Genomic DNA, 21,899 nt, shown 5'->3' on the forward strand with positions numbered 1-21,899 from the left:
CGACCCTGCGTTCTCATTGCGACTGCCGATAACGGGCGCCTTGCATTGGCGAGTGCCCGATGTACAACAACACGCATCCGGAGCTTTGTATGAACCTGAAAAAAACCCTCACCGTCCTTGGCCTGGCCAGCCTCGCCAGTTTCGGCGCCAGCACCCAGGCCGCCGAGAAAACCCTGCGCGTGGGCATCGAGGCGGCTTACCCGCCGTTTGCCTACAAGACCAGCGACAACCGCCTGGAAGGTTTCGACTACGACATCGGCCAGGCCCTGTGCGCCAAGATGCAGGTCACCTGCCAGTGGCAGGAACTGGAATTCGACGGCCTGATCCCGGCGCTCAAGGTGCGCAAGATCGACGCGGCGATTTCTTCGGTGTCGATCACCCCCGAGCGCCTCAAATCGGTGGACTTCAGCGACCGCTACTACCGTATCCCGGCCAAGCTGGTGACCCGCAAGGGCAACGGCATCGAGGCCATTCCAGCGTCCCTGGCCGGCAAGCGCATCGGCGTGCAGCGCGCCACCAACTTCGACCGCTACGCCTCGGCCACCTTCGAGCCGGCCGGTGCGCAGATCGTGCGCTACGGCTCGCAGAACGAAATCTACCTCGACCTGCTGGCCGGCCGCGTCGACGCCACCCTGGCCAGTTCGGTGGCCGTCGAGGAGGGCCTGCTCAAACGGCCCGAAGGCGGCGACTATCACTTTGTCGGGCCCAGCTTCACCGACCCGCAGTACTTCGGCACTGGCATCGGCATCGCGGTGCGCAAGAACGACCCGCTGAGCGCCGAACTGAACCAGGCCCTGGCGGCAATACGGGCCGACGGCAGCTATGAGCAGATCCGCAAGAAGTACTTCAACTTCGATATCTACGGCGAGTAAGCCCTACCCCTGGCGGACGCCGTTGCGGCCCGCTAGCCGGCAACGGTGAACGTGCCAGACCTAACCCCCCCGAAGCTGGCCGGGCGCGTGACACGCGCCTGGCCAGTGGCGCTCGATAGAGGAAACAGCATGCTCAACAAACCGGTCCTGTCCCAGCCCGACGTCACCCAGATGCTACTTGCAGCCGAGCACGCCGCCCGTGAACGCGGCTGGGCCGTGAGCATTGCCGTGGTCGATGACGGTGGCCATCCCCTGGGCCTGCTGCGGCTCGACGACGCGGCGCCCATCAGCGCCTACATCGCCACGGAAAAAGCCCGCACCGCCGCCCTCGGCCGCCGCGACAGCGGGGCCTATGAACAGATGATCAACGGCGGTCGCCAGGCATTTCTCAGCGCACCGCTGCTGCAAGGCATGCTTGAAGGCGGGGTGCCGATCCTGCACCTGGGGCAATGCATCGGCGCGATTGGCGTTTCCGGCGTCAGGCCCGAGCAGGACGCGGAACTGGCGCGCCTGGCTGTCGCCGCGCTGGACGCCGTACAAGGCTGAAGCTCGCGCCCCTGGCTCTGGCCTGGGGTTTGCACCGAACATTCCGATACGAAAAATGCCGCCCTCCCCGCACCCTTCGCTGCTTACCTTATAGCCAGGCATTCGTTGTGAGCCGCCAGTCGGATGGCTTCATGACGGCATTGTTTTTTGTCTCTATATGGATACACTCAGCCATGGATTACACGCTCCAGCAGACGCCCGGTTTTGCGCGCTGGCATGCCTCACTTCGCGATATGCGGGCCAGGATCGCCATCGCACGGCGCCTCGAGCGCGCGGCGGCGGGCAACCTCGGCGACGTCAAGGCGCTGGGCGGCGAACTCGGTGAAATGCGCGTCGATATCGGCGCCGGCTACCGCATTTATTTCATTCGGCGTGGCACCTGGCTGATCATTTTGCTGCACGGTGGCGACAAGGCGACCCAGGCAGCCGACATCCACAAGGCCCGCGCCCTGGCAAAGGAGTTTTAATATGGCTGGCACACTTGTTCCCTTCGACATGGCAACCCTGCTCGACAGCGACGAGGCCATCAGCGAGTACCTGTCCCAGGTCCTGGCCGACGGCGACACCGATGAACTGCTGCGCGCCCTGGGCCACGTCGCCCGTGCACGGGGCATGGCCCAGGTTTCCCGCGACTCAGGCCTGGGCCGCGCCAGCCTCTATAAAACCTTCGCCCCCGGCGCCAAGCCGCGCTTCGACACCGTGGTCAAGGTCATGCGCGCCCTGGGAATTCAACTGCGTACCCAAGTGACCCACGGCTGAAGCCGGCAGGCGGCCCTGAATACCCGGCAGCCTGTCGCCCTGGCGCAGGCATCGCGGCGAACAACCCCGGCAGGTCGCAAAAAAACCAGTGCGCCGGCTTGTAAAAAGCACCGCACCGCGACAGGCTTCGCCCTCACTTGAAAGGCCCTGGACAATGGACGTCGATCCCCCTCTGCAACAGCAAATCCGCGAGCTGGTCAATGCACTGGTGACAGCGGACTACGCCACCCTTTGCGCTGAAGGCTGGCTCGGCCGGCTGCGCCAGGACGACGTGCAACTGTGCCTGCACGAATACGGCGCCACGCTGGTGGCTCCGCCCCCCGCCTTTATCGACAGCATCGAGCGCTACGCCTATCAGGATGGGTCGGGCCTGCACCTGGACGTACCGCTGTGGACCGCCGAGGAAGGTTTGAGCGACCTGACCCTGTCGCTGCAAGTGCTGTTCGAAGGCGACCGCCCACAGCTGCAGATGCTTGACCTGCACGTGCTTTGAACCATCGCTTCAGGTGAGGACCTGCCCCATGCCAACCAGCTTGAAGATGCTGCAGATCGCCTACCCGCAGGGACTGCCCGACGCGGACTACCGGCCCTTGCTGGCGTTGCTCTACGAACACTTTTCCGACCGCAATCTGGCCGAACTGATCGCCACGCTCAGTGCCAGGGATCCGGATCGGGTGCTCAACGATATTTACCGCGTCCACGGCACCGACAAACCCGATGCCGCAAATGTGAAGCGGGTGCAGCAGCACCTCGAAGCCCTGGGACTCAGCAGCCTTTACAGCGCCGAGCAGAGCCATGGCGAGCGGCCCCATGGGCACTGAACAGCTAGGGCCCGAACAAAAACCGCCCCCGGAAAAATAAGCAGCTGATCGGCAAGCACTTACTGTGTAAAAATCCCCCGGCAGCGCCCCTTCTGCCCGGGTCGCTGGCACAAGGAAGCGTTCATTCACATCAACAGGGAACGGCATGATCGTCCTATCCGCAGGCAACGTGGTCGACCCACGGACAATCACTCAACGCGAGCCGGGTTTTTCGCAGAAAGTCGACCGCCCTACCAAGGCCTTCAGCTTCAGCGTGACCCTGGATGAATTGCGCCCGGCGTTCTTTGTCCTGGCCGATATCTTCATCGCCGAATGCCCGATCGATGACCAGCAATACGGCACCGTCGACATCCCCGAAATACAGGTTCTGGGCTACCCGGACCTACAGACCCTGGCCGAGCGCTGGCCAGACGTGGCGGCCTGGCTGATCCGCGAGTACCTGTGGCAGGAATTGCTGGAGCATCTGTTTCCCTACAATGAGGGCTGCCTGGAACTGGTGATCAACAACCTGTTCACCTCCGAGCTCAACGGCGATGTGCTGACGGTAACCGGTGAAACCTTCGATGCAGTAAAGCCGCGCCAATGAAGGTTCGTCTGTTGCAATGCAAGCCCTCGGACCCGGCCCGGGTCAGCTTCCTCAGCGCCCACGGCACGGGCCAGGCCAACTGGTCAGGGCCGCAGCCGGCGCTCGACGCCTGGCTGGAGGTCGAGCTCGACCTCGACGATGCATTTCACTGGGGGGAAAACCTCAAACCCAGTACCCACCACGACTGCCAGCTGCGCGTCCAGGATGATGCCCTGCACCTGCGCGCCGAGCTGATCGCCATCGAGGCCGACGGCACCGGGGCGCTCAACGTTGGCGGCTCGATTGTGCTGATTTCCCTGGCACCGAACCCGGAGGCTCGCACCGGGTGGGTCGAACTGGTCGCGCGCGATGTCACGTTGCAGGGTGTTGCACTATGACCCCGTCAACGCCAGGCCCGGACACCCCGTTCTGTGTCGCCGACGGCAGCATCCAACACCTCGGCAGCAGCCCCGGGCTGTTGCGCGTCGAGTTTATCGATTGGCAGCAACAGCCCTGGGTGCTGTCCTTCACCGGGCTGGTGGCCTACCAGAGCCTCGGCGCCGAAGGCACGGAGATAGCCGAATTGAGCCGCGCTCCCCTGTCGCAATTGCTGGCCCAGGTGGAGCCGGGGGAGTTGTCATCGGCCCCTGACAGCTACAGTTTTATCTGCGCCTGGAGCGGCCGCCCGGTGCTGAGCATCATCGCCGACGACTGTCGGTACGACCGGGCACCGCAACCGCAACCAGGCCCTCCATCGAGCGCACAACCATGACTGACTATCAGCCCCTGATCGACGCCCTGGACGCCGGCGACGAGGAAACCTTCTGGTTCGGCCCCGCCAGCGCGGAGCAGATACAGCGCCTGCAAGGCCTGCTGAAACTGCAACTGCCTGCCGACCTGGTGGCGTTCCTGCTGACCTGCGGCGGCGGAGGCGTGGTGCAATCGGAAATCGCCGGCATTGAAGACAACGACGCGACACTCTGCAATGGCGGCAGCCTGCTCTACGCCACCACCTATTGCCGCAGCGAATTCGGCTTGCCCGAACACCTGGCCGTCATCTACCTGCGTGACGACGAAGTCTGCTGGGCCGTGGATTGCAGCGCCCAGGGCCAGGGCCGGGTGCTGAGTTACAGCCTGTTCCAGCGCAAGATCGAGCGCGTGCTCAATCCGAGCTTCTCGCTGTTTTTCCAGCACTACGTGAACCTGCGGCTGTGACGCCATCGAGCGTCCACACCTGGCACCTCCCACTCTCTACTACGGGCTCAGCGAACCAGACCATGTCCAGAATCAGAATTGCCTCAACCCTGCCGCTGAAAAACCTCGAAGCCACCAAGTTCCTTCACCAACGCCTGGGCCTGCCACTGTCCATGGCCAGCGCCAAACTGGCGGCGGGCGCAACCGGGTTCTTCTACGACGGGCAGGTCTACAGCAACGAGCATGTGCAACAAGCGGCCACGTTGCGTGCGATCCTGACGTTTTTCCAGGCTCGGGAAATCCCCCTGACCATCCATGAAATCAGCGCCGAGCAAGACTGGAGCGAGCTGGACCCGCAGCAACTGGACAACGTCACCCTCGACGAGGAATGCCTGGGCAACCTGCTGGACAGTTGCGAGGGCCAGTACTCATGAATCGCAGGCATCTCCCTGCCCCATCACCGGGTGTGCAGCATGGACTTTGAAATCTTTGAGCGCCTGATCGACGATGCGCGCCAACGGCAGCCGATCTGGTTCGAACTGGAGACGGACCAACCGCCGAACGCCAGCCAGATCCAGCATGCCCAGCAGCAATTGAACTGCCTGTTGCCCGACGACTACCTCAGGTTCATCAGCCGCCATGGCGGCGGCTTCTTTGCCCTGGGCACGGTCTACTCGCTGGACCCGGACAGTAGCTTGAACCTGGTCCAGCTCAACCAGCAATACGCTGCCCTGCGCGGCCAACATGTGCTGTTCTCCGATAACGGTTGCGGTGACCTGTACGGTTTTGCAATCAGGGACGGTCGCTGCCTGCCCCGGGTGTCGATCTACCGGCACGACGATGAGCGCTGGAGCAGCTTCGCCCCGGCCGACTTCCTGCAATTCCTGCTGGCCCATTGCGTCAACTATCAGGAGCGCACATGACGTACCACGACGTATTCATCAACCGCACCGAGCAGTTTTGCCTCGGTATCGAGCCGGAGTCGGGCCGGACCTATATGTCCACCCCGATACGCCCGGGCCGCAGCCTGGTGGAGTTCGATCATTACTTCGAGCTGGACGCGGCGTCCTTCGAGCTGTTCCAGCGTGATCCGCAGGCGGCCCGTGCCTTCCTCGAGCGCTGCCTCAAGGGTGATGTCGCGCCGATGGTGGCCTGCCCATGAGAACCTTTTACGTGATCGCCGAAAAAGACCTGTTTCCCCAGTACCCCCATCACGCCGAGTGGCCCAAACAGGTTGCCTACTGCTTTGAGCAGCGCCTGTTCATGCTGAGCGAGGGTAAAGGTCATGGCATGGGCGGCAGCACGATTCCCCAGGAACAGATCCGCAAGCCCGGCTGGCTGGAGGTATTGGCCGGGGCCGAGGGGCTGTGGTTTCTGGATTTTATCGAGACCGAACAGTTTGCGGACGAGGCGCAATTCGCAGCAGCGTTGAGCCGGAAGATCGGTCCGTTGCAGACCTTGAAGTGCTGAAGCGCTGCCTTGCATCACGTCGAAAAAAAGGTGTTCGCCCAGTGCTTTGGCCTCGGCAATCCATGCACTGGTAAAGAGCCTTTGCACCGGGCGAACGGGGGCTATTTTAATCGAACGTCCGAAAAAAGTCCGTGCACAGATTCTGAACAAATCTGCACACAATCACCGCGCTGAATGTTCGATTTGAGACACCCATTGCGCCTCAAACCGAACCGGGTGCGGCGACAAACCTCGATCAGCTTTCATGCTCGCTGGTGACCTTGAGCACGTCGGTGTAAGTCACCACCACGCTCTGGCCGACCTTGAGGTCCTTGAGGCGGGCCTGGACTTCCGGCTTCTCGACGCTCACGACCTTTTTATTGCCGGCCGGGCCTTCGAATGTCAGTTGGTTTTTCTTCAGGTCGATGGCGGTGATTTTCAGCTGCACCTGAACCTGGCGATAGGCCTCGCCACCCGGATTGGGGTTGTCCTTGGTGGCACGGATCACCCCGCTGCTTTCGCTGGCATCCGGCGCGCCTTTATCCACCTGGGTGTCGAGCACGGCGACCACCGAATGGGTGACCAGGACCTTGACCTGATCGCCCACCTTGAGGTTGCCCAGGTCCTTGGCCTGGTCACTGAGTTGCACATGCACCGGCTTGCCGCCTGCGCCTTCCAGAACCACCTGGTGCTTGGCCGCGTCCACGGACAGGACCTTGGTCACCACCTCATCGGCTTCCACCGCGCCAGCCAGCGGGATATCCGCCGCATGGGCACTGAGGCTGGCGGCTGACAGCAGAGTGGCCAGGGCAATGGCCTTGGTTAAAGTGTGCAGTTTCATAGGGCTACATTCCTTGTGGTTGAAAACAAAACCGACCGCCAATCGAGGTGTTCGATCAGGCGTGGGGCATGAGCATAGACGCTGCTGGCGAGTGCGCCCGTCAGGTCGTCATCCCGCCCGCCCACTGCACGCCACACCCGGCGCCCGATTTTGCCGCGACCTCAGTAGCCGGTCATTTCCAGGTAACCGCTGCCGCCATGGCTGCCACTGAGGCGTACCGGTCCCTCCCAGTAAGGAATGCTCAGGTTCATCCAGGCCTTGGGATTCAGTGCCTGGGTGCTGATATCCAGGCCCCTGGAGCGGATTTTCAGCTGCCAGCGGGTTGGCAAGTCGCGGCCGGCGACCCGGGTCAGGTCCAGGGGCAGCAGTTCGATATCATCCTTGTGCAAGGTCTGGGTGCGGCCATCGGCGCTGATCCAGGTGCCGGTCAGGTACGGCTCCCGATCGTCCTCCCGAACCCGAAACAGCATCAACCGCTCGCCACTGTCCAGGTGCAGCGAGAACCAGTCCCAACCGCTCTGCCCGGCCGCCAGTGGCTGGCTGCTCCACTCGCGGTCGAGCCAGGCCGGGCCGCTGACTTGATAGGTCTTGCCATCGATCTGCAAGCTGCCCGCCGCCTGGAAAAACGGCTGGCTGTAGTAATAGGAGGCCTGGCCCTGTTCCGACTTGCGGCTGTAGCCGCCCTCGCCCTGCAACACCAGCGGCTGGCTGGCGCGCAATTGCAATTGGTAGGCAAAGCCCGGCCCGCTGGCCTGCACCTGCAGGTGGGCCAGGGGATCGCCGACGGGCGTGAGGCTGCGCAGGCTCCAGTCGTCGATCCAGGCCTGGAACGGCTGGGCACTGACCCCGGCCTGGCCCACCCCGCCCCGGGCCAAGCGCTCGGCGGCGTGATGGGCGTCGGCCGACGTGGCCGCCGCGTGGCCCAGCCACACCACCGGCGCGCCCCAGCCGGGCTGCTCGGGGCCGGGCCGCAAGGCGCTGCGAAACAGCGTCCATTGCACGCCGAAGTGCTGGCCTTGGGGGTCCACCAGATCGGCGGTGAGGTACCACCATTCGATGCGAAACCCCTCATGGGCGCCGTGATCGGCGGGAAACCCGAACGTGCGTCCCGGCACCACCTGGGCGAAGTCGGCCGCCTGGTTGCCCAGCCCGGCGAAGCCCTGTTGCGGTGCGGCGGGCTGATCACAACCGCCCAGGCACAGGCTCAACACCAGCAACAGGCGGCATGCCCGATCAATGCTCATCGGCAAACGTCCTCAGCAGGTCCACGGGTTGCGTGCGGTAAAGCGTGAACAGCGGCCAGGCCGACGCCAGCAAGGTGGCCAGCAGCGCCAGCCCCAGCAGTTGCAGCAACTGCCATGGGAACACCCGCAACGGCAGGCGCCAGCCGAAGGCCTGGACGTTGATCACGGTATCCAGGCACCAGGCCAGGGCGATGCCCAGGGGCAGTGCCAGGACCAGGGTCAGCACCGCCAGCAGCCAGGTCTGGCCCAGGTTGAGCAGCATCAGTTGGCGCCGGGTCACGCCCAGGGCCCACAGCGGCGCCAACTGGCCCAGGCGGCTCTGGCTCTGGGTCAGCAGGCTGATAAACAGCGCCACGCCAGCCACCCCCAGGGTCAGGCTGTTGAGGGCTGCCGTGGCGGCGAAGGTGCGCTCGAAGACCTGGCTCGACCAGCCCTTGAGTTGCACCTGATCGATGATCCGGCTGTCGTCGAGGGCAAACTGCTGGTGCAAGCGGCTGACCAGGGGGCCGATGGCCGACGGCTCGATCCTCAGGTTGAAACGGCTCGGCGTCAGTTGCGGCCAGTGCTTCAACAGGTGCCCGGCGTTGACCAGGATATGACCCTTGGGGTTGCCGTAGTCGGCGTAGATCCCCACCACCTGCGGCGCCCATTGGCCTTCGGGCACCGGGATCGGCAAGCGGTCGCCGACGCGCACCTTGAGCCGACGCGCCAGCTGTTCGCTGAGCATCAGGCTGTCGTCCCGGGCCAACTGGTCCCAGGGCTGCTCGCCCAGGGCTTCCAGCAGCGGCCAGTGCTGGCGGTAGGTTGGATGGTCGATGACCCCGTACAGCTCCGCCGGCCAGCCCTGCACTTGCAACGGCACCAGCCAGCTGGGCAGCAGCGCTGTCACTTCCGGCTGCGCGGGCAGCCACTGCTGCAGCTCCCGGGCCTGGGCCGGGCTTTGGGGATTGAGGTACAGCTCGGCGGTCAGGCGCTGTTCGAGCCAGTCAGTGAAGGTCTGGCGAAAACCCGACGTCATGCTGCCGGCGCCGATATTGGCCGCCAGGGCCAGCAGCAGCGCCATCAACGCCAGGCTCAGTGCCGGCAGTTGCTGACGGCAATCGGCGACAAACCACTGCCCCAGTACCGAGCGACTGCGCCCCAGCAGGCCGCCGAGCAAGGCATCGAGCAGCACCGGCAATCCCAGGGCCGCCCCCAGCAGCAAGGCCGCCATCAGTACAAAGCCGCTACTCAGGCTGTCGCCCAGCCACCAGGCTGCGCCCGCCACGGCCAACGCCAAGGCGGCGACCCGGCCCTGGCGCCGTAGCCAGCGGGCGTGGGCCTGATGCCAGGCCTGGGGGTTGGCCAGGGCCAGCAGCGGCAGGCGCGCGGCACGCAGCAGGCTATTGCCGCCGGCAAGCAAGGCCCCCAATAGGCTCAGGCCGATGCCGCTCAGCCACCACCCGGGGCTCAGGTTCAATTGCCCCGCCACCTCGGCGCCGTACAGCCCGCGCAGGCTGGCAGCGACATCCGGCAGCAACCACCCCGCCAGCAGGTAACCGCTGGCCACCCCGGCAATCCCGCCCAGCAGCGCCAGGCCGCCCAGCTCAACCGCCAGGCAGAAGATCAGCATCCGCGCGCTGACACCGCAGGCACGCAAGGTTCGCAGCAGGCTGCGGCGCTGCTCCAGGGCCAGGCCGATGGCGGCGTGGACGATAAACAGCCCGACCACAAACGACAGAAAGCCCAGGGCATTGAGGTTGAGGTGAAAGCTCTCGGTCAGGCGCGACAAGTCGCTCTCATCGGCGCCCTGCTTGAGCCGCAACTGCCCGGCCAGCTCGGCGGGCAACGGCGGCGCATGGGCGGCGAAATCCCGGGGCAACAGCAGCCGTGAGATTTGCCCCGGCTGGCCCAGCAAGGCCTGGGCAAAACCGATATCCAGCAACAGCATGCCCGGGGCCATGTCGGCCTGGCTGTGCAACGGCGGCAGCACCTGGCCATCTGCCGTCTGCGGCTGCTGGCCCTCGTGATAACCCAGGGCAGCCAGGGTCTGCGGCGCGACCCAGGTGCGCCCGGGCGGGCCGAAGAAGTCGACGATCTGCCGCAGGTCCAGGGCCTTGCCGGCCACCGCGGCCCCGGCTGGCAGCGACAGCGGCTCGATCCCCATCAATTGCAGGCGCACCTGCGGATGTTCCTTGAGCGTAATGCGCCCTTGCAGCACGGGCGATACCGGCCAACCGGCACGGCGCAGGCTGACGAACCAGGCTTGAGTAAAGTTGCCGGCGCTGGCCGTGCCCAGGCTGGCCTGGGGCTCGCCGCCGATCAGTTGGCTGGCCCGGGCGTAGCTGTCACGGGCCTGGCTGTTGAGCGCCAGGACTCCGGTCAGCAGGCTGGTGGCCAGCCACAAACCAGTCAGCACACTGAAGAACTGCACCGGGTGCCGGCGCCAATGGCTGAGCAGCGCGCCCAGGGCGCCTCTGAAGACCCCCATCTCAGTGCCCGTCCGGGTCGGCCAGGCGTCCGCCGTGCAACAGAACAATCTGCCCCAGGCGGCTCGCGACCCGCTGACTGTGGGTCACCATCAGCAGGCTGGTGGGGCTGTCGGCCAGCAGGTCGAGCAACAGCTGCAGCACTTCGTCGCTGGTGGCTTCGTCGAGGCTGCCGGTGGGTTCGTCGGCCAGCAGCAGGCCAGGCCTGGACGCCAGCGCGCGGCCGAGGGCGACCCGTTGCTGCTGGCCACCGGACAACTGCTCCGGGTAGCGCCGCAGCAACTCGCCCAGGCCCAGGCGCTCCACCAATTGCGCCTGCCAGCGCGGATCGAAACGCCCGGCCAGGCGCGCCTGGAACGCCAGGTTGTCGTCAACCCGCAGGCTGCCGATCAGGTTGAACTGCTGGAACACCAGGCCCACTTCCGTGCGTCGCCAGTTGGCCAACTGGTGTTCGTTCATGTGCTCCAGCGGCTGCCCGCCAACGCGAATGCTGCCGCGATCAACCTGATCCAGCCCCGCCACCAGGTGCAGCAAGGTGCTCTTGCCGCTGCCCGACTCACCCATCAGCGCCAGGCTGCCGCCCTGCCCCAGCTGCAAGTCGACACCCTGCAGCACCGCCAACGGCCCCTGGGGCGTGGCGTAACTCTTGAACACGCCTTGTACATCGAGCATGGGCTGAATCGTCCGACCGAAGATGAGGCCCAAGGATAGCGCGTGCAGCGCCCGAGGCCGGTTGAAACCTTCGCCGCTCCAGGCAGTCAATGCCTGAGCGCCCATCAACCCGCGCCGCACCTATCGGCCTGGCGCGGCGGAATATAGTATTGCAGCCCTTTTTTCATTGCAGGAAGCATCCATGACCTACACCAGGGTCCAATTGCAGTACCGGCTGTACATCGCCGCAGGCGCACTGTTGTTTACCGGTGCTTTGATCTCGACCTTTTTCTCGACCCTGAAAATGCTCTATTGGCGCCTGGACAGCTACACCACCATGGCCTCGACTATCAATCGCCCGATCAAGTACTTCGTGTACCTGGTCAACGACAACACACAGGCGCTGAACTGGTTCTGGGACAACAGCCCGACACCCAGTTTCATCGACCTGAGCTACCCGTCCCACTGGAAATTCCTGGTGATCTACCTGCTGATCTTCGTCGGCGCGGCGCTGTTCGCTACGGGCCGGGGAATGATGCGCAAGGTCGAAGCAGTCGAGCCGCTGATCGAAGCCCAGCTCAAGGCCCCGGTGGAGGAAGGCGTACCGGCCAAGACCCTGCAACAGCTGGAAGACTCGACCCTGGTGGACAAGGCGCCGTCGTTCTTCAGTCAGGTCCGCCTGCTTGTGGTCTGGCCGCTGGGCGCCGCGGCGGTCTACCTGGGCCTACTGTGGATGCTGGGCATCATCTGATGCCCGACGCTGGCGACCGACCAGCCGGCGGAACGAAACGTACTCGCCCGGGGCAATGCGCCCCATCGCTACTGGCCAGCGCCAGCCGCAGGTTGATCACCTTGTTGTGCGGCAGGGCCAGGTCGGAGTCACCCAGCTTCCGGATCAGTTTCGAGGTGTGCGTGGCGCTGAAACCTTCGCCGCTCCAGGCAGTCAATGCCTGAGCGCCCATCAACCCGCGCCGCCCCTATCGGCCAGGCGCGGCGGAATATAGTATTGCGCCCCTTTTCTTCATGGCAGGAAGCACACATGAACTACACCCGCGCCCAATTGAAATACCGGCTGTTCATCGGCGTAGGTGCACTGATGTTCACCGGCGCCTTGATCTCCACCGTGTTTTCCACCCTGCAGATGTTCAAGTGGCGCCTGGACGACTACACCGCCATGGCCGGCACCATCAACCGGCCGATCAAGAACTTCATGTACTGGCTCTACGAAAACACCCGGCCCCTGGACTGGTTCTGGAGTAACAGCCCGGTCCCGGATTTCATTCGGCTCAACAGTTCGCAGCACTGGAAATACCTGGTGATTTACCTGCTGATCTTCGTCGGTGCCGCACTGTTCGCCTCGGGCCGGGCACTGATGCGCAAAGTGGCGGCCGTCGAACCCCATATCGAGGCCCAGCTCAGCGCCCCGGCGCAGGACGGCGTGCCGGTGATGACCCGCCAGCAGTTAGAGGACTCGACCCTGATCGGCGACGTGCCTTCGTTCTTTTCCCAGGCGCGCCTGCTGTACGTGCTGCCCCTGGGCATCGCGGTGGTCTTCCTCGGCCTACTGTGGACGCTGCGGGTCCTTTAGCGGCGGGTCCAGCAGCTCGTCCGCCACCGGGTACTTGACCACGACCCGGTTGCGGTACAGCAACTCCCGGCGCTCCAGCTGCGGGTTCTGGCCCTTGGTCAGCACATCGCGCCAGATCTCGTTCTCACGCAGCACCCGGCTGCTTTCGCGAGTGAAGCGATGGCCGCGCTGGAAGATGTGGTAATTGAAATCCCGCGGCTGCTCGCACAGCAGTTCGCCTTCGAGCTGAGACTCGCCGACCTTCAACTTGAGCTGGAAGGTGCTTGTGCTCGGGTTATGCAGCACCAGGTCGATGTAGTTGTAGAAGATCGCCGCCCCCGAACCGAATGGCAGCACCCGGCCCTCGTCGGGAAAGGGGTCGAAGCTGTGGTTGGAACGCTCGACCACCACCAGCGGCGAGTGGATCGCCATCCAGTGAATCAGGTTGCTCAACTGGCAGATGCCACCACCGATGCCGCTGCGCGCCTCGCCGAACGACAGCTCCATGCCTTCGACAAACCCCCGCTCGCGGCTTGGGCGACCGACCAGGCGGCAAAACGAAAAGTACTCGCCCGGGGCAATGCGCACCCCGTCGATACTGGCCACCGCCAGCCGCAGGTTGATCACCTTGTTGTGCTGCAGGGCCAGGTCGGAGTCGCCCAGTTTGCGGATCAGTTTCGAGGTGTGCTTGATATAGCGGTACGCCAGGCGCTCGCTGCCCGCCTCGGGGCGCGCATAACGCCGGCGGCCAAAGCGCCAGGCCAGATGCCGCACCAGGCGTTTTTGCCGGACCCGTAGCCAGTACAGGAGCGGGTGATACAGCGACAGGGGTTTCATCGATTGGCCCGCAGCCTTCGTCCGTGAAAAAACTGCGGCATCTTAACGGCAGCGCCCGGCGCAGCCTAGCCCAGCAGTTGGCTGAGCACCGCCCGCAGCTTGCCCGGCTTGACCGGTTTGTTCAGCAGCGGCGCGCCGAGCTGTTGCAGGGCGCGGCGGCACTGGTCGCTGCGGTCGGCGGTGATGATCACCGCCGGCAGCGGCAAACGGAAATGTTCCCGCAGGTTGCGCACCACCTCGCACCCTATGACCCCGTGATCGAGGTGGAAGTCCGCCAGGATCAGCTCCGGCGCCCGCCCCTGCAAAACCTCCAGTGCCCCCGCCTCGTCGGTCGCGGTCAGCACCTCGCAACCCCACTGCCCGAGCAGCGCGGCCATGCTTTCCAGGATGCTGACTTCGTTGTCCAGCACCAGCAGGCGTCGGCCCGGCAACGGGTTGCCGGTGCTCGGCTGCGGCATGGCCAGGCTGATGGGCAGCGGCACTTCGCCAGACAGCGGCACATCGATGCTGAACACCGAGCCGCGCCCTGGCTGGGAACGCACCAAAACCGGGTAGCCGAGGATCTTGGCAATGCGCTCGACAATCGCCAGGCCCAAGCCGACGCCCTTGCGATCGGCCGCGCGGCCGACATCCAGCTGGTTGAATTCGAGGAAGATCGAGTCCAGGCGATCGGCGGCGATACCGCGGCCGGTGTCCCAGACTTCCAGGCGCAGCATGGCCCCACGTCGGCGGGCACCGAGCAGGATGCTGCCGCGCTCGGTATAGCGACAGGCGTTGCTGAGGAAGTTGCGCAAGATGCGCGTCATCAGCCGCAGGTCGGTGAGTACCGCGAAATCACCGATGCGCGCGCGCAAATCGAGCCCGGTCGCCTCGGCCACCGACTGGAATTCCGAGACCAGCGGCGCCAGCAGTTCATCCAGGCGGTACAGCGCCACATCCGGCTTGACCGCGGCCTGGTCGAGCTTGGAGATGTCCAGCAGGTCGGTGAGCAGATCTTCGGCGCCTTCCAGGGCCTGGTGCGTACGCTCCACCAGCACCTTTTCGGCAGCGGGCAACTGGCGTTCACGCAGGGTGGAAATCAGCAGCCGCGCGGCATTCAAGGGTTGCAGCAGGTCATGGCTGGCGGCGGCCAGGTATTTGTCCTTGCTGCGGTTGGCGGCTTGCGCGGCGTCCCGGGCATCGCGCAGGGCCTGTTCGACCTGTTCCCGCTGGGCGATCTGCTGCTGCAGGTTACGGTTGGCCTCCAGCAGTTCGTCGGTGCGTGCCGCGACCCGTTGTTCAAGCTGGTCATTGAGTTGTTGCAGGCGCTGCTGGGCCAGTTTGCGCTCGGTGATATCGGCGACGAAGCCTTCCACCAGTTCATCCTGGTCCGGCTTGAGCAACAGGTTCATCAGCACATCGATGCTGCTGCCGTCCTTGCGCCGCAGCTGGGTTTCATAGCCCAGCAGGCTGCGCTGGCGTTGCAGCATTTCGCCTATGGCTTCCAGCTCCGGGGCACCGCCGACAAACAGGTTGCCGGCCAGGTCCGCCAGGGAAAACAGCACCTCCTGCGGGTCCTGATAACCGAGCATCCGCGCCAGGGCCGGGTTGGCGGCGCGCATGCCTTGCAGCAGGCTGCCCTGGAACACGCCATGCACGGCGTTCTCGAACAGCCATTTGTAACGGTTGCGCTCGGCTTCCAGGTCGTCCAGGCGCGCCGCCAGCTCCGGGTAATGACTCTTGCGCGCCGAGTGGTTGCCCAGCCCCAGCAGTCCGGCGAGGGCGCGTTGCTGCTCCTCAGAGCGCTTCGCCATACACGACCTCGACGTCACGCTGGCTCGATTCCCGCGGGTTGGTGAGGATGCACGGGTCATCCATGGCGTGCTCCGAGAGGAACGGAATATCCGCGGTGCGCACGCCGTGCAGGCCCAGGGTTTCGTGGAAGCCGATGGCGTGCTTGAGGGCGATCAGGTGTTCGACCAAACGCCCGCAGATCTGCCGATGGTTGAGGCCGCGACAGTCGATGCCGAAGGTCTCGGCAATCACCTTGAAACGCTCCGGCGCCGAGCTGTAGTTGAAGGCCACCACGTGTTCTACCAGCACCGCGTTGCACAAGCCGTGAGGCAGGTCGAGGAAGCCGCCCAGGCTGTGGGACATGGCGTGCACCGCGCCCAGGATGGCGTTGGAAAACGCCAGGCCGGCCTGCATGCTGCCGAGCATGATTTTTTCCCGCAGGGCGATGTCGGTCGGGTTGGCGATCATCTGCACCAGGTTGCCGTTGATCAGGCGCATCGCCTCCAGCGCGTGGGGGTCGGTCAGTGGACCGTGGCCGGTGGAGACAAAGGCTTCAATGGCATGCACCAGGGCATCGATGCCGGTACAGGCGGAGAGGAACGGGTCCATGCTCAGGGTGGTTTCCGGGTCGATCAGCGACACATCCGGCACCACCGCCTTGCTGACGATAGAGAACTTCATCCGTTCCTGCTGGTTGGAGATGATCACGAACTGCGACACATCGGCCGAGGTGCCGGCCGTGGTGGGCACCAGGATCAGCGGCGGGCTCGGCACGCGGATCATGTCCACGCCTTCGAACTCAAGGATGCTGCGCCCGTGGGCGACGACGATGCCGATGGCCTTGCCGCAATCCATCGGGCTGCCGCCGCCGACCGCGACGATCACGTCGCAGCCGTTCTCGCGGTAGATCTCGGCGCCCAGCATCACCTCTTCCACCCGAGGGTTGGGCGAGACCGCGCTGTACAGGCAATAGTCGACGCCCTGGGCCTGCAGGCTGGCCTCGATATCGGCCACCCAGCCGGCGGCGATCACCCCGGGGTCACTGACCACCAGCACCTTGCGCGCACCGAAGGTCTTGGCATAGTTGCCGACGTTGTGCCGACAGCCGGCACCGAAGATGATTTCCGGGGAAACGAATTTACGCAGCAGACTGAGATTCTGGCCCATGGGAAGCCTGTTTCTTGTTGTTCTGGAAGATGAACGCCAGCCTAAAGCATCCCGCTGCGAATGCAATCCGACCATCGGGTACCCCTGTAGCCGCTGCCTGACCTACGCCGTGGCAGTTCGAACACCACCCAATGCCTGTCGCCGCTGCCGAGCCCACGAGGCTGCGCCGGCCCTGAAGCACGCCGTGGAACTGCGGTGGTTCCCGAGCCTCCGGCGGCGGCTACAGCAGGGGCTCACAGGTGAATGTCCATCCCATCGAACGCGACCTCGATCCCGCGCCTGTCGAGCAGCGCCCGTTCGGCGGAGTCCTCATCGAGGATCGGGTTGGTGTTGTTGATATGGATCAGCACCTTGCGCGCCCTCGCAAAGCCGTCGAGCAGTTCGAGCATGCCGCCAGGGCCGCTTTGTGCCAGGTGGCCCATTTCACTGCCCAGTTTGTCGCCGACTTCGCAGACGCGCATTTCATCGTCGCGCCACAGCGTGCCGTCCACCAGCAGGCAGTCAGCGCGGCGCATCCAGCCCAGCAGCTCCGGGTCTACCTGGCCCAGGCCCGGCGCATAAAACAAGGTGCCGCCGCTGCGCAGGTCCTCGACAAACAGGCCGATGTTGTCCCCCGGGTGCGGGTTGCCCCGGTGCGGCGAATAGGGCGGCGCGCTGCTGCGCAAGGGGATCGCCCGCAACCGCAGGTGCTCGCAGGCCGGGATGCTGAAGGCCTCGCCCGAGAGATCGATCGGCTGCCAGTCGAGGCCGCCGTTCCAGTGACTGAGCATGTTGAACAAGGGGAAGCCGCTGCTCAGGTCCTGATGGACCATCTCGGTGCACCAGACCTGATGCGGGCAGCCTTCGCGCAGGCTGAGCAGGCCGGTGCAGTGATCGATCTGGCTGTCCAGCAGGATGACCCCGGCAATCGCCGTGTCACGCAGTTGCCGCGCCGGTTGCAGGGCCGGGAAGGATTCGAGTTGGGCGCGGATGTCGGGCGAGGCGTTGCACAGGATCCAGTCGACGCCGTTGTCGCTCAGGGCAATCGAGGATTGGGTACGGCGCAGGGCGCGTACGCTGCCGTCGCGCACGCCGGCGCAGTTGCGGCAGTTGCAGTTCCACTGCGGGAAGCCGCCACCGGCCGCGGAACCAAGAATGCGGATATGCATGGGCAAGCTCCCGGAATCGAGGAAAACTCCGGCCAACGCAGACGATTGACCGGAGCGGAACGCATCAGCGGTTGGCGAAATACATGGTCACTTCGAAGCCAATACGCAGATCGGTGTACGCGGGTTTATGCCACATGGGTCAATCCTCTTCTTGTGCCGGGCGATTCCGGTAGAGGCATTAATGCACGGGGGGCAACGGGGCCGAATGCTACTTTGGGACAAGCTGGCGGGGTGCGTTGGTAGGGGATGAGGTTGGGGGGCAATGCAAAACGGCGCGGCGTCCACCCAAGACGTCGCGCCGTTTTATTGTGTTCCTTCAGGTCGGAGCGAGGCAGCACCCAACTGCCCCGCTACGACCCTGGCTTTTAGAAAAAGCCCAGGGGATTGATATCGTAGCTCACCAGCAGGTTTTTGGTCTGCTGATAGTGGTCGAGCATCATTTTGTGGTTCTCCCGACCCACGCCGGACTTCTTGTAGCCACCGAACGCGGCGTGGGCCGGGTACAGGTGGTAGCAGTTGGTCCACACGCGACCGGCCTTGATCGCCCGGCCCATGCGGTACGCGCGGTTGATGTCGCGGGTCCAGAGGCCGGCACCGAGGCCGAACTCGCTGTCGTTGGCAATCGCCAGGGCTTCAGCTTCGTCCTTGAAGGTGGTCACGCCCACCACCGGGCCGAAGATTTCTTCCTGGAACACGCGCATTTTGTTGTGGCCCTTGAGCAGGGTCGGCTGGATGTAATAGCCGCTGGAGAGGTCGCCCTCCAGGTGCTCGGCAGCGCCACCGGTGAGCAGCTCGGCGCCCTCCTCCTGGGCGATTTTCAGGTACGAGAGAATCTTGTCGTACTGCTGTTCCGACGCCTGGGCACCGACCATGGTTTCGGTGTCCAGCGGGTTGCCACGCTTGATCTTGACGATCTTCTTCATGACTTCAGCCATGAAGGGTTCGTAGATCGACTCCTGGACCAGCGCCCGCGACGGGCAGGTGCAGACTTCGCCCTGGTTGAAGAACGCCAGCACCAGGCCTTCGGCAGCCTTTTCAATGAACTGCGGCTCGGCCTGCATGATGTCTTCGAAGAAGATGTTCGGCGACTTGCCGCCCAGTTCCACGGTGGACGGGATGATGTTCTCGGCCGCGCATTTCATGATGTGCGAGCCCACCGGCGTGGAGCCGGTGAAGGCGATCTTGGCGATACGCGTGCTGGTGGCCAGCGCCTCGCCCGCTTCGCGACCAAAGCCCTGGACGATGTTCAGCACCCCGGCCGGCAACAGGTCGGCAATCAGCTCGGCGAACACCATGATCGACAGCGGCGTCTGCTCGGCCGGCTTGAGCACCACGCAGTTGCCGGCGGCCAGGGCCGGGGCGAGTTTCCAGGCGGCCATCAGCAGCGGGAAGTTCCACGGGATGATCTGCCCGACCACGCCCAGGGGCTCGTGAAAATGATAGGCGGCGGTGTGTTCGTTGATCTCGGCGGCCGAACCTTCCTGGGCGCGGATGCAACCGGCGAAATAGCGGAAATGGTCGGCAGCCAGGGGCACGTCGGCATTCAGGGTTTCGCGCACGGCCTTGCCGTTGTCCCAGGTTTCGGTGATCGCCAGGATTTCCAGGTTCTGCTCGATACGGTCGGCGATTTTCAGCAGCACCAGGGAGCGGTCCTGGGCCGAGGTCTTGCCCCAGGCGTCAGCGGCGGCGTGGGCGGCGTCCAGGGCCTTTTCCACATCTTCGGCACTGGAGCGGGGGAATTCGGCGATCACTTCACCGGTGACCGGCGAGGTGTTGCTGAAGTACTGGCCATTGACCGGGGCCACGAACTCGCCGCCGATAAAATTGCCATAGCGCGGCTTGAAGGAAACGACAGCGCCTGGGGTTCCGGGTTGTGCGTAGATCATGCTGGGCCTCTGCTTGGGTCGAAGCCTGTCGGTCAACAGGCGATACCCCGATGGTAGAGAGCCCCGGGCCCCAGACGAATGCGCCGTTGGCAGGGGGACTCTCGTTATTTGGTAGTAGGGCGGGGCCGCTTGCGGCCCAGTTGCAAGCCTGGAGCTGCAAGCGGCAAGTGTGGAGCGGAACGCAGTCAGCTTGCCGCTCGCGCCTGCTGCACACCCAAAGCGCACACCGAACGCTCTTAACGTGCAGCGTGCCGCTTGCCGCTCGCTACTGCTTCACCAACGCTTTAGGCAACTTGAAGGTCCAGAGCATGCCGCCCTGGTTGAAGTCCTTGACGCGCTTGGCCACTTCGCCGCCCCACAGCGGCACCGCGCCGCCCCAGCCGGAGAGCACCGAGACGTATTGCTCGCCGTCCATTTCCCAGGTCACGGGCGAGCCCAGGACCCCGGAGCCGGTCTGGAACTCCCAGACTTTCTCGCCGGTCTTGGCGTTGAAGGCCTGGAGGAAACCTTCCGGGGTGCCGGTGAAGACCAGGTTGCCCTTGGTGGTCAGGACGCCGCCCCACAGAGGCGCGTAGTTCTTGTGGCGCCAGACTTCCTTGCCGCTGACCGGGTCGATGGCCCGCAGCACGCCGATGTAGTCCTCGTTCAGCGGCTTGATGGTGAAGCCGGCACCGAGGAACGCCGCACCCTTCTTGTAGGCGATGCCTTCGTTCCAGATGTCCATCCCCCACTCGTTGGATGGCACGTAGAACAGCCCGGTGTCGCGGTTGTAGGCCATCGGCATCCAGTTCTTGGCCCCGAGGAAGGCCGGGGCGACGAACACCGAAGACCCCTTGGCCTCGCTGCCCGGGGCGCCCGGACGGCTGGCTTCGTTGTAGATCGGCCGGCCGTTTTTATCCAGGCCGGTGGCCCAGGTGATCTTGTCGACAAATGGGAAGCCGCGGATGAACTTGCCGTTGGTGCGGTCCAGCACGTAGAAGAAACCGTTGCGGTCGGCGGTGGCCGCCGCTTTGATTTCCTTGCCGCCTTCCTTGTAGTTGAAGGAAATCAGCTCGTTGACGCCGTCATAGTCCCAGCCGTCGTGGGGCGTGCTCTGGAAGTGCCATTTGATACTGCCGTCGTCCGGGTTCAGGGCCAGGCGCGACGATGAGTAGAGGTTGTCGCCGGGGCGCAGGTGGGAGTTCCACGGTGCCGGGTTGCCGGTGCCGAACAGCAACAGGTTGGTTTCCGGGTCGTAGTAGCCCCCCAGCCACGGCGCCGCACCGCCGGTCTTCCACAGGTCGCCGGGCCAGGTCTTGCCGGCCTCGCCACCGGAGATGCCGTTCTCCACCGCCTTGCCGTCCTTGTAGACGTAGCCCATATGGCCCTCGACCGTGGGCCGGGTCCACAGCAGGTCGCCGTTTTTCGGGTCGTAGGCTTCGATCTTGCCGACCACGCCGAACTCGCCACCGGCGACCCCGGTGATCAGCTTGCCGTTGATCACGATCGGGGCGGCGCTGATGGAATAGCCTTCCTTGTGGTCGGCGACTTTCTTGCTCCACACCACCTTGCCGGTGTCTTTGTTCAGGGCCACCAGCTTGGCGTCCAGGGTGCCGAAGAACACCAGGTCGCCATACAGCGCCACGCCCCGGTTGATCACGTCGCAGCAGGGGCGGATGTCATCCGGCAGGCGCGCGTCGTATTGCCAGAGCTTCTTGCCGGTGCGCGCATCCACGGCGAACACCCGCGAATAGGAGCCGGTCATGTACATCACCCCGTCCTTGATCAGGGGCTGGGCCTGCTGGCCGCGCTGCTTCTCGCCGCCGAACGAAAACGCCCAGACCGGCCGCAACTCCTTGACGTTGTCGACGTTGAGGGTGTCCAGCGGGCTGTAGCGCTGACCCTGGACCCCGAGGCCGTTGGTGACGATCTGCTCGGGGTTCTGCGGGTCCTGGAGGATTTCCTGATCGGTGACGCCAGCCAGCGCCGTACCGGACAGCAGCATGGCGCTGAGCAACAGGCTCACGGCGAAGGACGGGCGACGTGCGGGATGGGACATGGCGGCTACCTCTGCGGTTTTTTGTTGTACCCGGGAAATTTTCCCGGTCTGGCGCAGATTCTTGGTCCCGGCC

General features: G+C 64.6%; 27 protein-coding genes and 1 pseudogene. 16 read left to right on the forward strand and 12 right to left on the reverse strand.

Annotated features, from left to right (window positions below; genetic code table 11):
- The first annotated feature begins 89 nt into the window (after positions 1–89).
- From MF4836_RS31945 to MF4836_RS32010, 14 genes are all read left to right on the forward strand, one after another.
- Positions 90–872, forward strand: a complete 783-nt coding sequence (locus MF4836_RS31945; RefSeq protein WP_078473701.1) for an ABC transporter substrate-binding protein — start codon at positions 90–92, stop codon at positions 870–872.
- A 129-nt stretch (positions 873–1,001) separates the two neighbouring features.
- Positions 1,002–1,418 (forward strand): GlcG/HbpS family heme-binding protein, encoded by a 417-nt coding sequence (locus MF4836_RS31950; protein WP_078473702.1) that lies wholly within the window; start codon positions 1,002–1,004, stop codon positions 1,416–1,418.
- Between the two features lie 173 nt (positions 1,419–1,591).
- Positions 1,592–1,885: a type II toxin-antitoxin system RelE/ParE family toxin gene (locus MF4836_RS31955; protein WP_078473703.1), complete on the forward strand. Its 294-nt coding sequence runs from the start codon at positions 1,592–1,594 to the stop codon at positions 1,883–1,885.
- A gap of 1 nt (position 1,886) precedes the next feature.
- Positions 1,887–2,177 carry an addiction module antidote protein gene (locus MF4836_RS31960; RefSeq protein ID WP_078473704.1) on the forward strand — a complete coding sequence of 97 codons (291 nt, stop codon included), beginning with the start codon at positions 1,887–1,889 and terminating at the stop codon, positions 2,175–2,177.
- A 154-nt stretch (positions 2,178–2,331) separates the two neighbouring features.
- Positions 2,332–2,670, forward strand: coding sequence for a DUF7668 domain-containing protein (locus tag MF4836_RS31965; protein ID WP_078473705.1), 339 nt, complete (start codon positions 2,332–2,334; stop codon positions 2,668–2,670).
- A gap of 28 nt (positions 2,671–2,698) precedes the next feature.
- Complete coding sequence (locus MF4836_RS31970; protein ID WP_078473706.1) at positions 2,699–2,998, forward strand: DUF3349 domain-containing protein; 300 nt, start codon at positions 2,699–2,701, stop codon at positions 2,996–2,998.
- Between the two features lie 145 nt (positions 2,999–3,143).
- Positions 3,144–3,584 carry a hypothetical protein gene (locus MF4836_RS31975; RefSeq protein ID WP_078473707.1) on the forward strand — a complete coding sequence of 147 codons (441 nt, stop codon included), beginning with the start codon at positions 3,144–3,146 and terminating at the stop codon, positions 3,582–3,584.
- Positions 3,581–3,961: a hypothetical protein gene (locus MF4836_RS31980; protein WP_078473708.1), complete on the forward strand. Its 381-nt coding sequence runs from the start codon at positions 3,581–3,583 to the stop codon at positions 3,959–3,961. The genes MF4836_RS31975 and MF4836_RS31980 overlap by 4 nt, the downstream gene beginning before the upstream one ends.
- Positions 3,958–4,335, forward strand: coding sequence for a hypothetical protein (locus tag MF4836_RS31985; RefSeq protein WP_078473709.1), 378 nt, complete (start codon positions 3,958–3,960; stop codon positions 4,333–4,335). Before MF4836_RS31980 ends, MF4836_RS31985 begins: the two co-directional genes overlap by 4 nt.
- A complete protein-coding gene (locus MF4836_RS31990) occupies positions 4,332–4,778 on the forward strand; it encodes an SMI1/KNR4 family protein (protein WP_078473710.1) in 447 nt (148 codons plus the stop codon). Before MF4836_RS31985 ends, MF4836_RS31990 begins: the two co-directional genes overlap by 4 nt.
- A gap of 62 nt (positions 4,779–4,840) precedes the next feature.
- Positions 4,841–5,191: a hypothetical protein gene (locus tag MF4836_RS31995; RefSeq protein ID WP_078473711.1), complete on the forward strand. Its 351-nt coding sequence runs from the start codon at positions 4,841–4,843 to the stop codon at positions 5,189–5,191.
- Between the two features lie 39 nt (positions 5,192–5,230).
- Complete coding sequence (locus MF4836_RS32000; protein ID WP_078473712.1) at positions 5,231–5,680, forward strand: SMI1/KNR4 family protein; 450 nt, start codon at positions 5,231–5,233, stop codon at positions 5,678–5,680.
- Positions 5,677–5,919 (forward strand): hypothetical protein, encoded by a 243-nt coding sequence (locus MF4836_RS32005; protein ID WP_078473713.1) that lies wholly within the window; start codon positions 5,677–5,679, stop codon positions 5,917–5,919. Before MF4836_RS32000 ends, MF4836_RS32005 begins: the two co-directional genes overlap by 4 nt.
- On the forward strand, positions 5,916–6,227 hold the full coding sequence (locus MF4836_RS32010; protein ID WP_078473714.1) for a hypothetical protein: 312 nt from the start codon (positions 5,916–5,918) through the stop codon (positions 6,225–6,227). Before MF4836_RS32005 ends, MF4836_RS32010 begins: the two co-directional genes overlap by 4 nt.
- 235 nt (positions 6,228–6,462) lie before the next feature.
- Here MF4836_RS32010 and MF4836_RS32015 read toward each other — a convergent pair whose 3' ends face one another.
- The 4 genes from MF4836_RS32015 to MF4836_RS32030 form a co-directional block, all read right to left on the reverse strand.
- On the reverse strand, positions 6,463–7,047 hold the full coding sequence (locus MF4836_RS32015) for a hypothetical protein (protein ID WP_078473715.1): 585 nt from the start codon (positions 7,045–7,047) through the stop codon (positions 6,463–6,465).
- A gap of 161 nt (positions 7,048–7,208) precedes the next feature.
- On the reverse strand, positions 7,209–8,291 hold the full coding sequence (locus MF4836_RS32020) for a lipocalin-like domain-containing protein (RefSeq protein ID WP_078473716.1): 1,083 nt from the start codon (positions 8,289–8,291) through the stop codon (positions 7,209–7,211).
- Positions 8,281–10,761, reverse strand: a complete 2,481-nt coding sequence (locus MF4836_RS32025; protein ID WP_078473717.1) for an ABC transporter permease — start codon at positions 10,759–10,761, stop codon at positions 8,281–8,283. The genes MF4836_RS32020 and MF4836_RS32025 overlap by 11 nt, the downstream gene beginning before the upstream one ends.
- A gap of 1 nt (position 10,762) precedes the next feature.
- Positions 10,763–11,431, reverse strand: coding sequence for an ABC transporter ATP-binding protein (locus MF4836_RS32030; protein ID WP_078473736.1), 669 nt, complete (start codon positions 11,429–11,431; stop codon positions 10,763–10,765).
- Positions 11,432–11,612: 181 nt separating this feature from the next.
- Here MF4836_RS32030 and MF4836_RS32035 point away from each other — a divergent pair, with 181 nt between their 5' ends.
- A complete protein-coding gene (locus tag MF4836_RS32035; protein ID WP_078473718.1) occupies positions 11,613–12,161 on the forward strand; it encodes a YniB family protein in 549 nt (182 codons plus the stop codon).
- A 12-nt stretch (positions 12,162–12,173) separates the two neighbouring features.
- On the opposite strand, the pseudogene MF4836_RS35920 reads toward MF4836_RS32035, so the two are convergent.
- Positions 12,174–12,321 (reverse strand): annotated as a pseudogene (locus MF4836_RS35920) (VanW family protein); the annotation flags it as partial.
- 128 nt (positions 12,322–12,449) lie between these two features.
- Here MF4836_RS35920 and MF4836_RS32045 point away from each other — a divergent pair.
- The gene (locus MF4836_RS32045; RefSeq protein WP_078473720.1) at positions 12,450–12,998 is read left to right on the forward strand and encodes a YniB family protein; all 549 of its coding nucleotides are present in this window, start codon (positions 12,450–12,452) and stop codon (positions 12,996–12,998) included.
- Here the strand turns inward: MF4836_RS32045 and MF4836_RS32050 are convergent.
- From MF4836_RS32050 to MF4836_RS32080, 7 genes are all read right to left on the reverse strand, one after another.
- Positions 12,972–13,814, reverse strand: a complete 843-nt coding sequence (locus MF4836_RS32050; protein WP_078473721.1) for a VanW family protein — start codon at positions 13,812–13,814, stop codon at positions 12,972–12,974. The two genes, MF4836_RS32045 and MF4836_RS32050, sit on opposite strands and share 27 nt — an antisense overlap.
- Before the next feature lie 65 nt (positions 13,815–13,879).
- Positions 13,880–15,607: a hybrid sensor histidine kinase/response regulator gene (locus MF4836_RS32055; protein ID WP_078473722.1), complete on the reverse strand. Its 1,728-nt coding sequence runs from the start codon at positions 15,605–15,607 to the stop codon at positions 13,880–13,882.
- Positions 15,591–16,754: an alcohol dehydrogenase-like regulatory protein ErcA gene (gene ercA, locus MF4836_RS32060; protein WP_078473723.1), complete on the reverse strand. Its 1,164-nt coding sequence runs from the start codon at positions 16,752–16,754 to the stop codon at positions 15,591–15,593. The genes MF4836_RS32055 and ercA overlap by 17 nt, the downstream gene beginning before the upstream one ends.
- 233 nt (positions 16,755–16,987) lie before the next feature.
- Positions 16,988–17,902: a pyrroloquinoline quinone biosynthesis protein PqqB gene (gene pqqB / locus MF4836_RS32065; RefSeq protein ID WP_078473724.1), complete on the reverse strand. Its 915-nt coding sequence runs from the start codon at positions 17,900–17,902 to the stop codon at positions 16,988–16,990.
- Between the two features lie 64 nt (positions 17,903–17,966).
- Positions 17,967–18,038 carry a pyrroloquinoline quinone precursor peptide PqqA gene (pqqA, locus tag MF4836_RS32070; RefSeq protein WP_011060521.1) on the reverse strand — a complete coding sequence of 24 codons (72 nt, stop codon included), beginning with the start codon at positions 18,036–18,038 and terminating at the stop codon, positions 17,967–17,969.
- Between the two features lie 229 nt (positions 18,039–18,267).
- Positions 18,268–19,788: an acetaldehyde dehydrogenase ExaC gene (exaC, locus tag MF4836_RS32075; RefSeq protein WP_078473725.1), complete on the reverse strand. Its 1,521-nt coding sequence runs from the start codon at positions 19,786–19,788 to the stop codon at positions 18,268–18,270.
- 265 nt (positions 19,789–20,053) lie between these two features.
- Positions 20,054–21,826 carry a PQQ-dependent methanol/ethanol family dehydrogenase gene (locus MF4836_RS32080; RefSeq protein ID WP_078473726.1) on the reverse strand — a complete coding sequence of 591 codons (1,773 nt, stop codon included), beginning with the start codon at positions 21,824–21,826 and terminating at the stop codon, positions 20,054–20,056.
- Positions 21,827–21,899: the final 73 nt, after the last annotated feature.

It is taken from the genome of Pseudomonas sp. MF4836 (genome assembly GCF_002018875.1).
In the GTDB taxonomy this organism is placed as follows: domain Bacteria; phylum Pseudomonadota; class Gammaproteobacteria; order Pseudomonadales; family Pseudomonadaceae; genus Aquipseudomonas.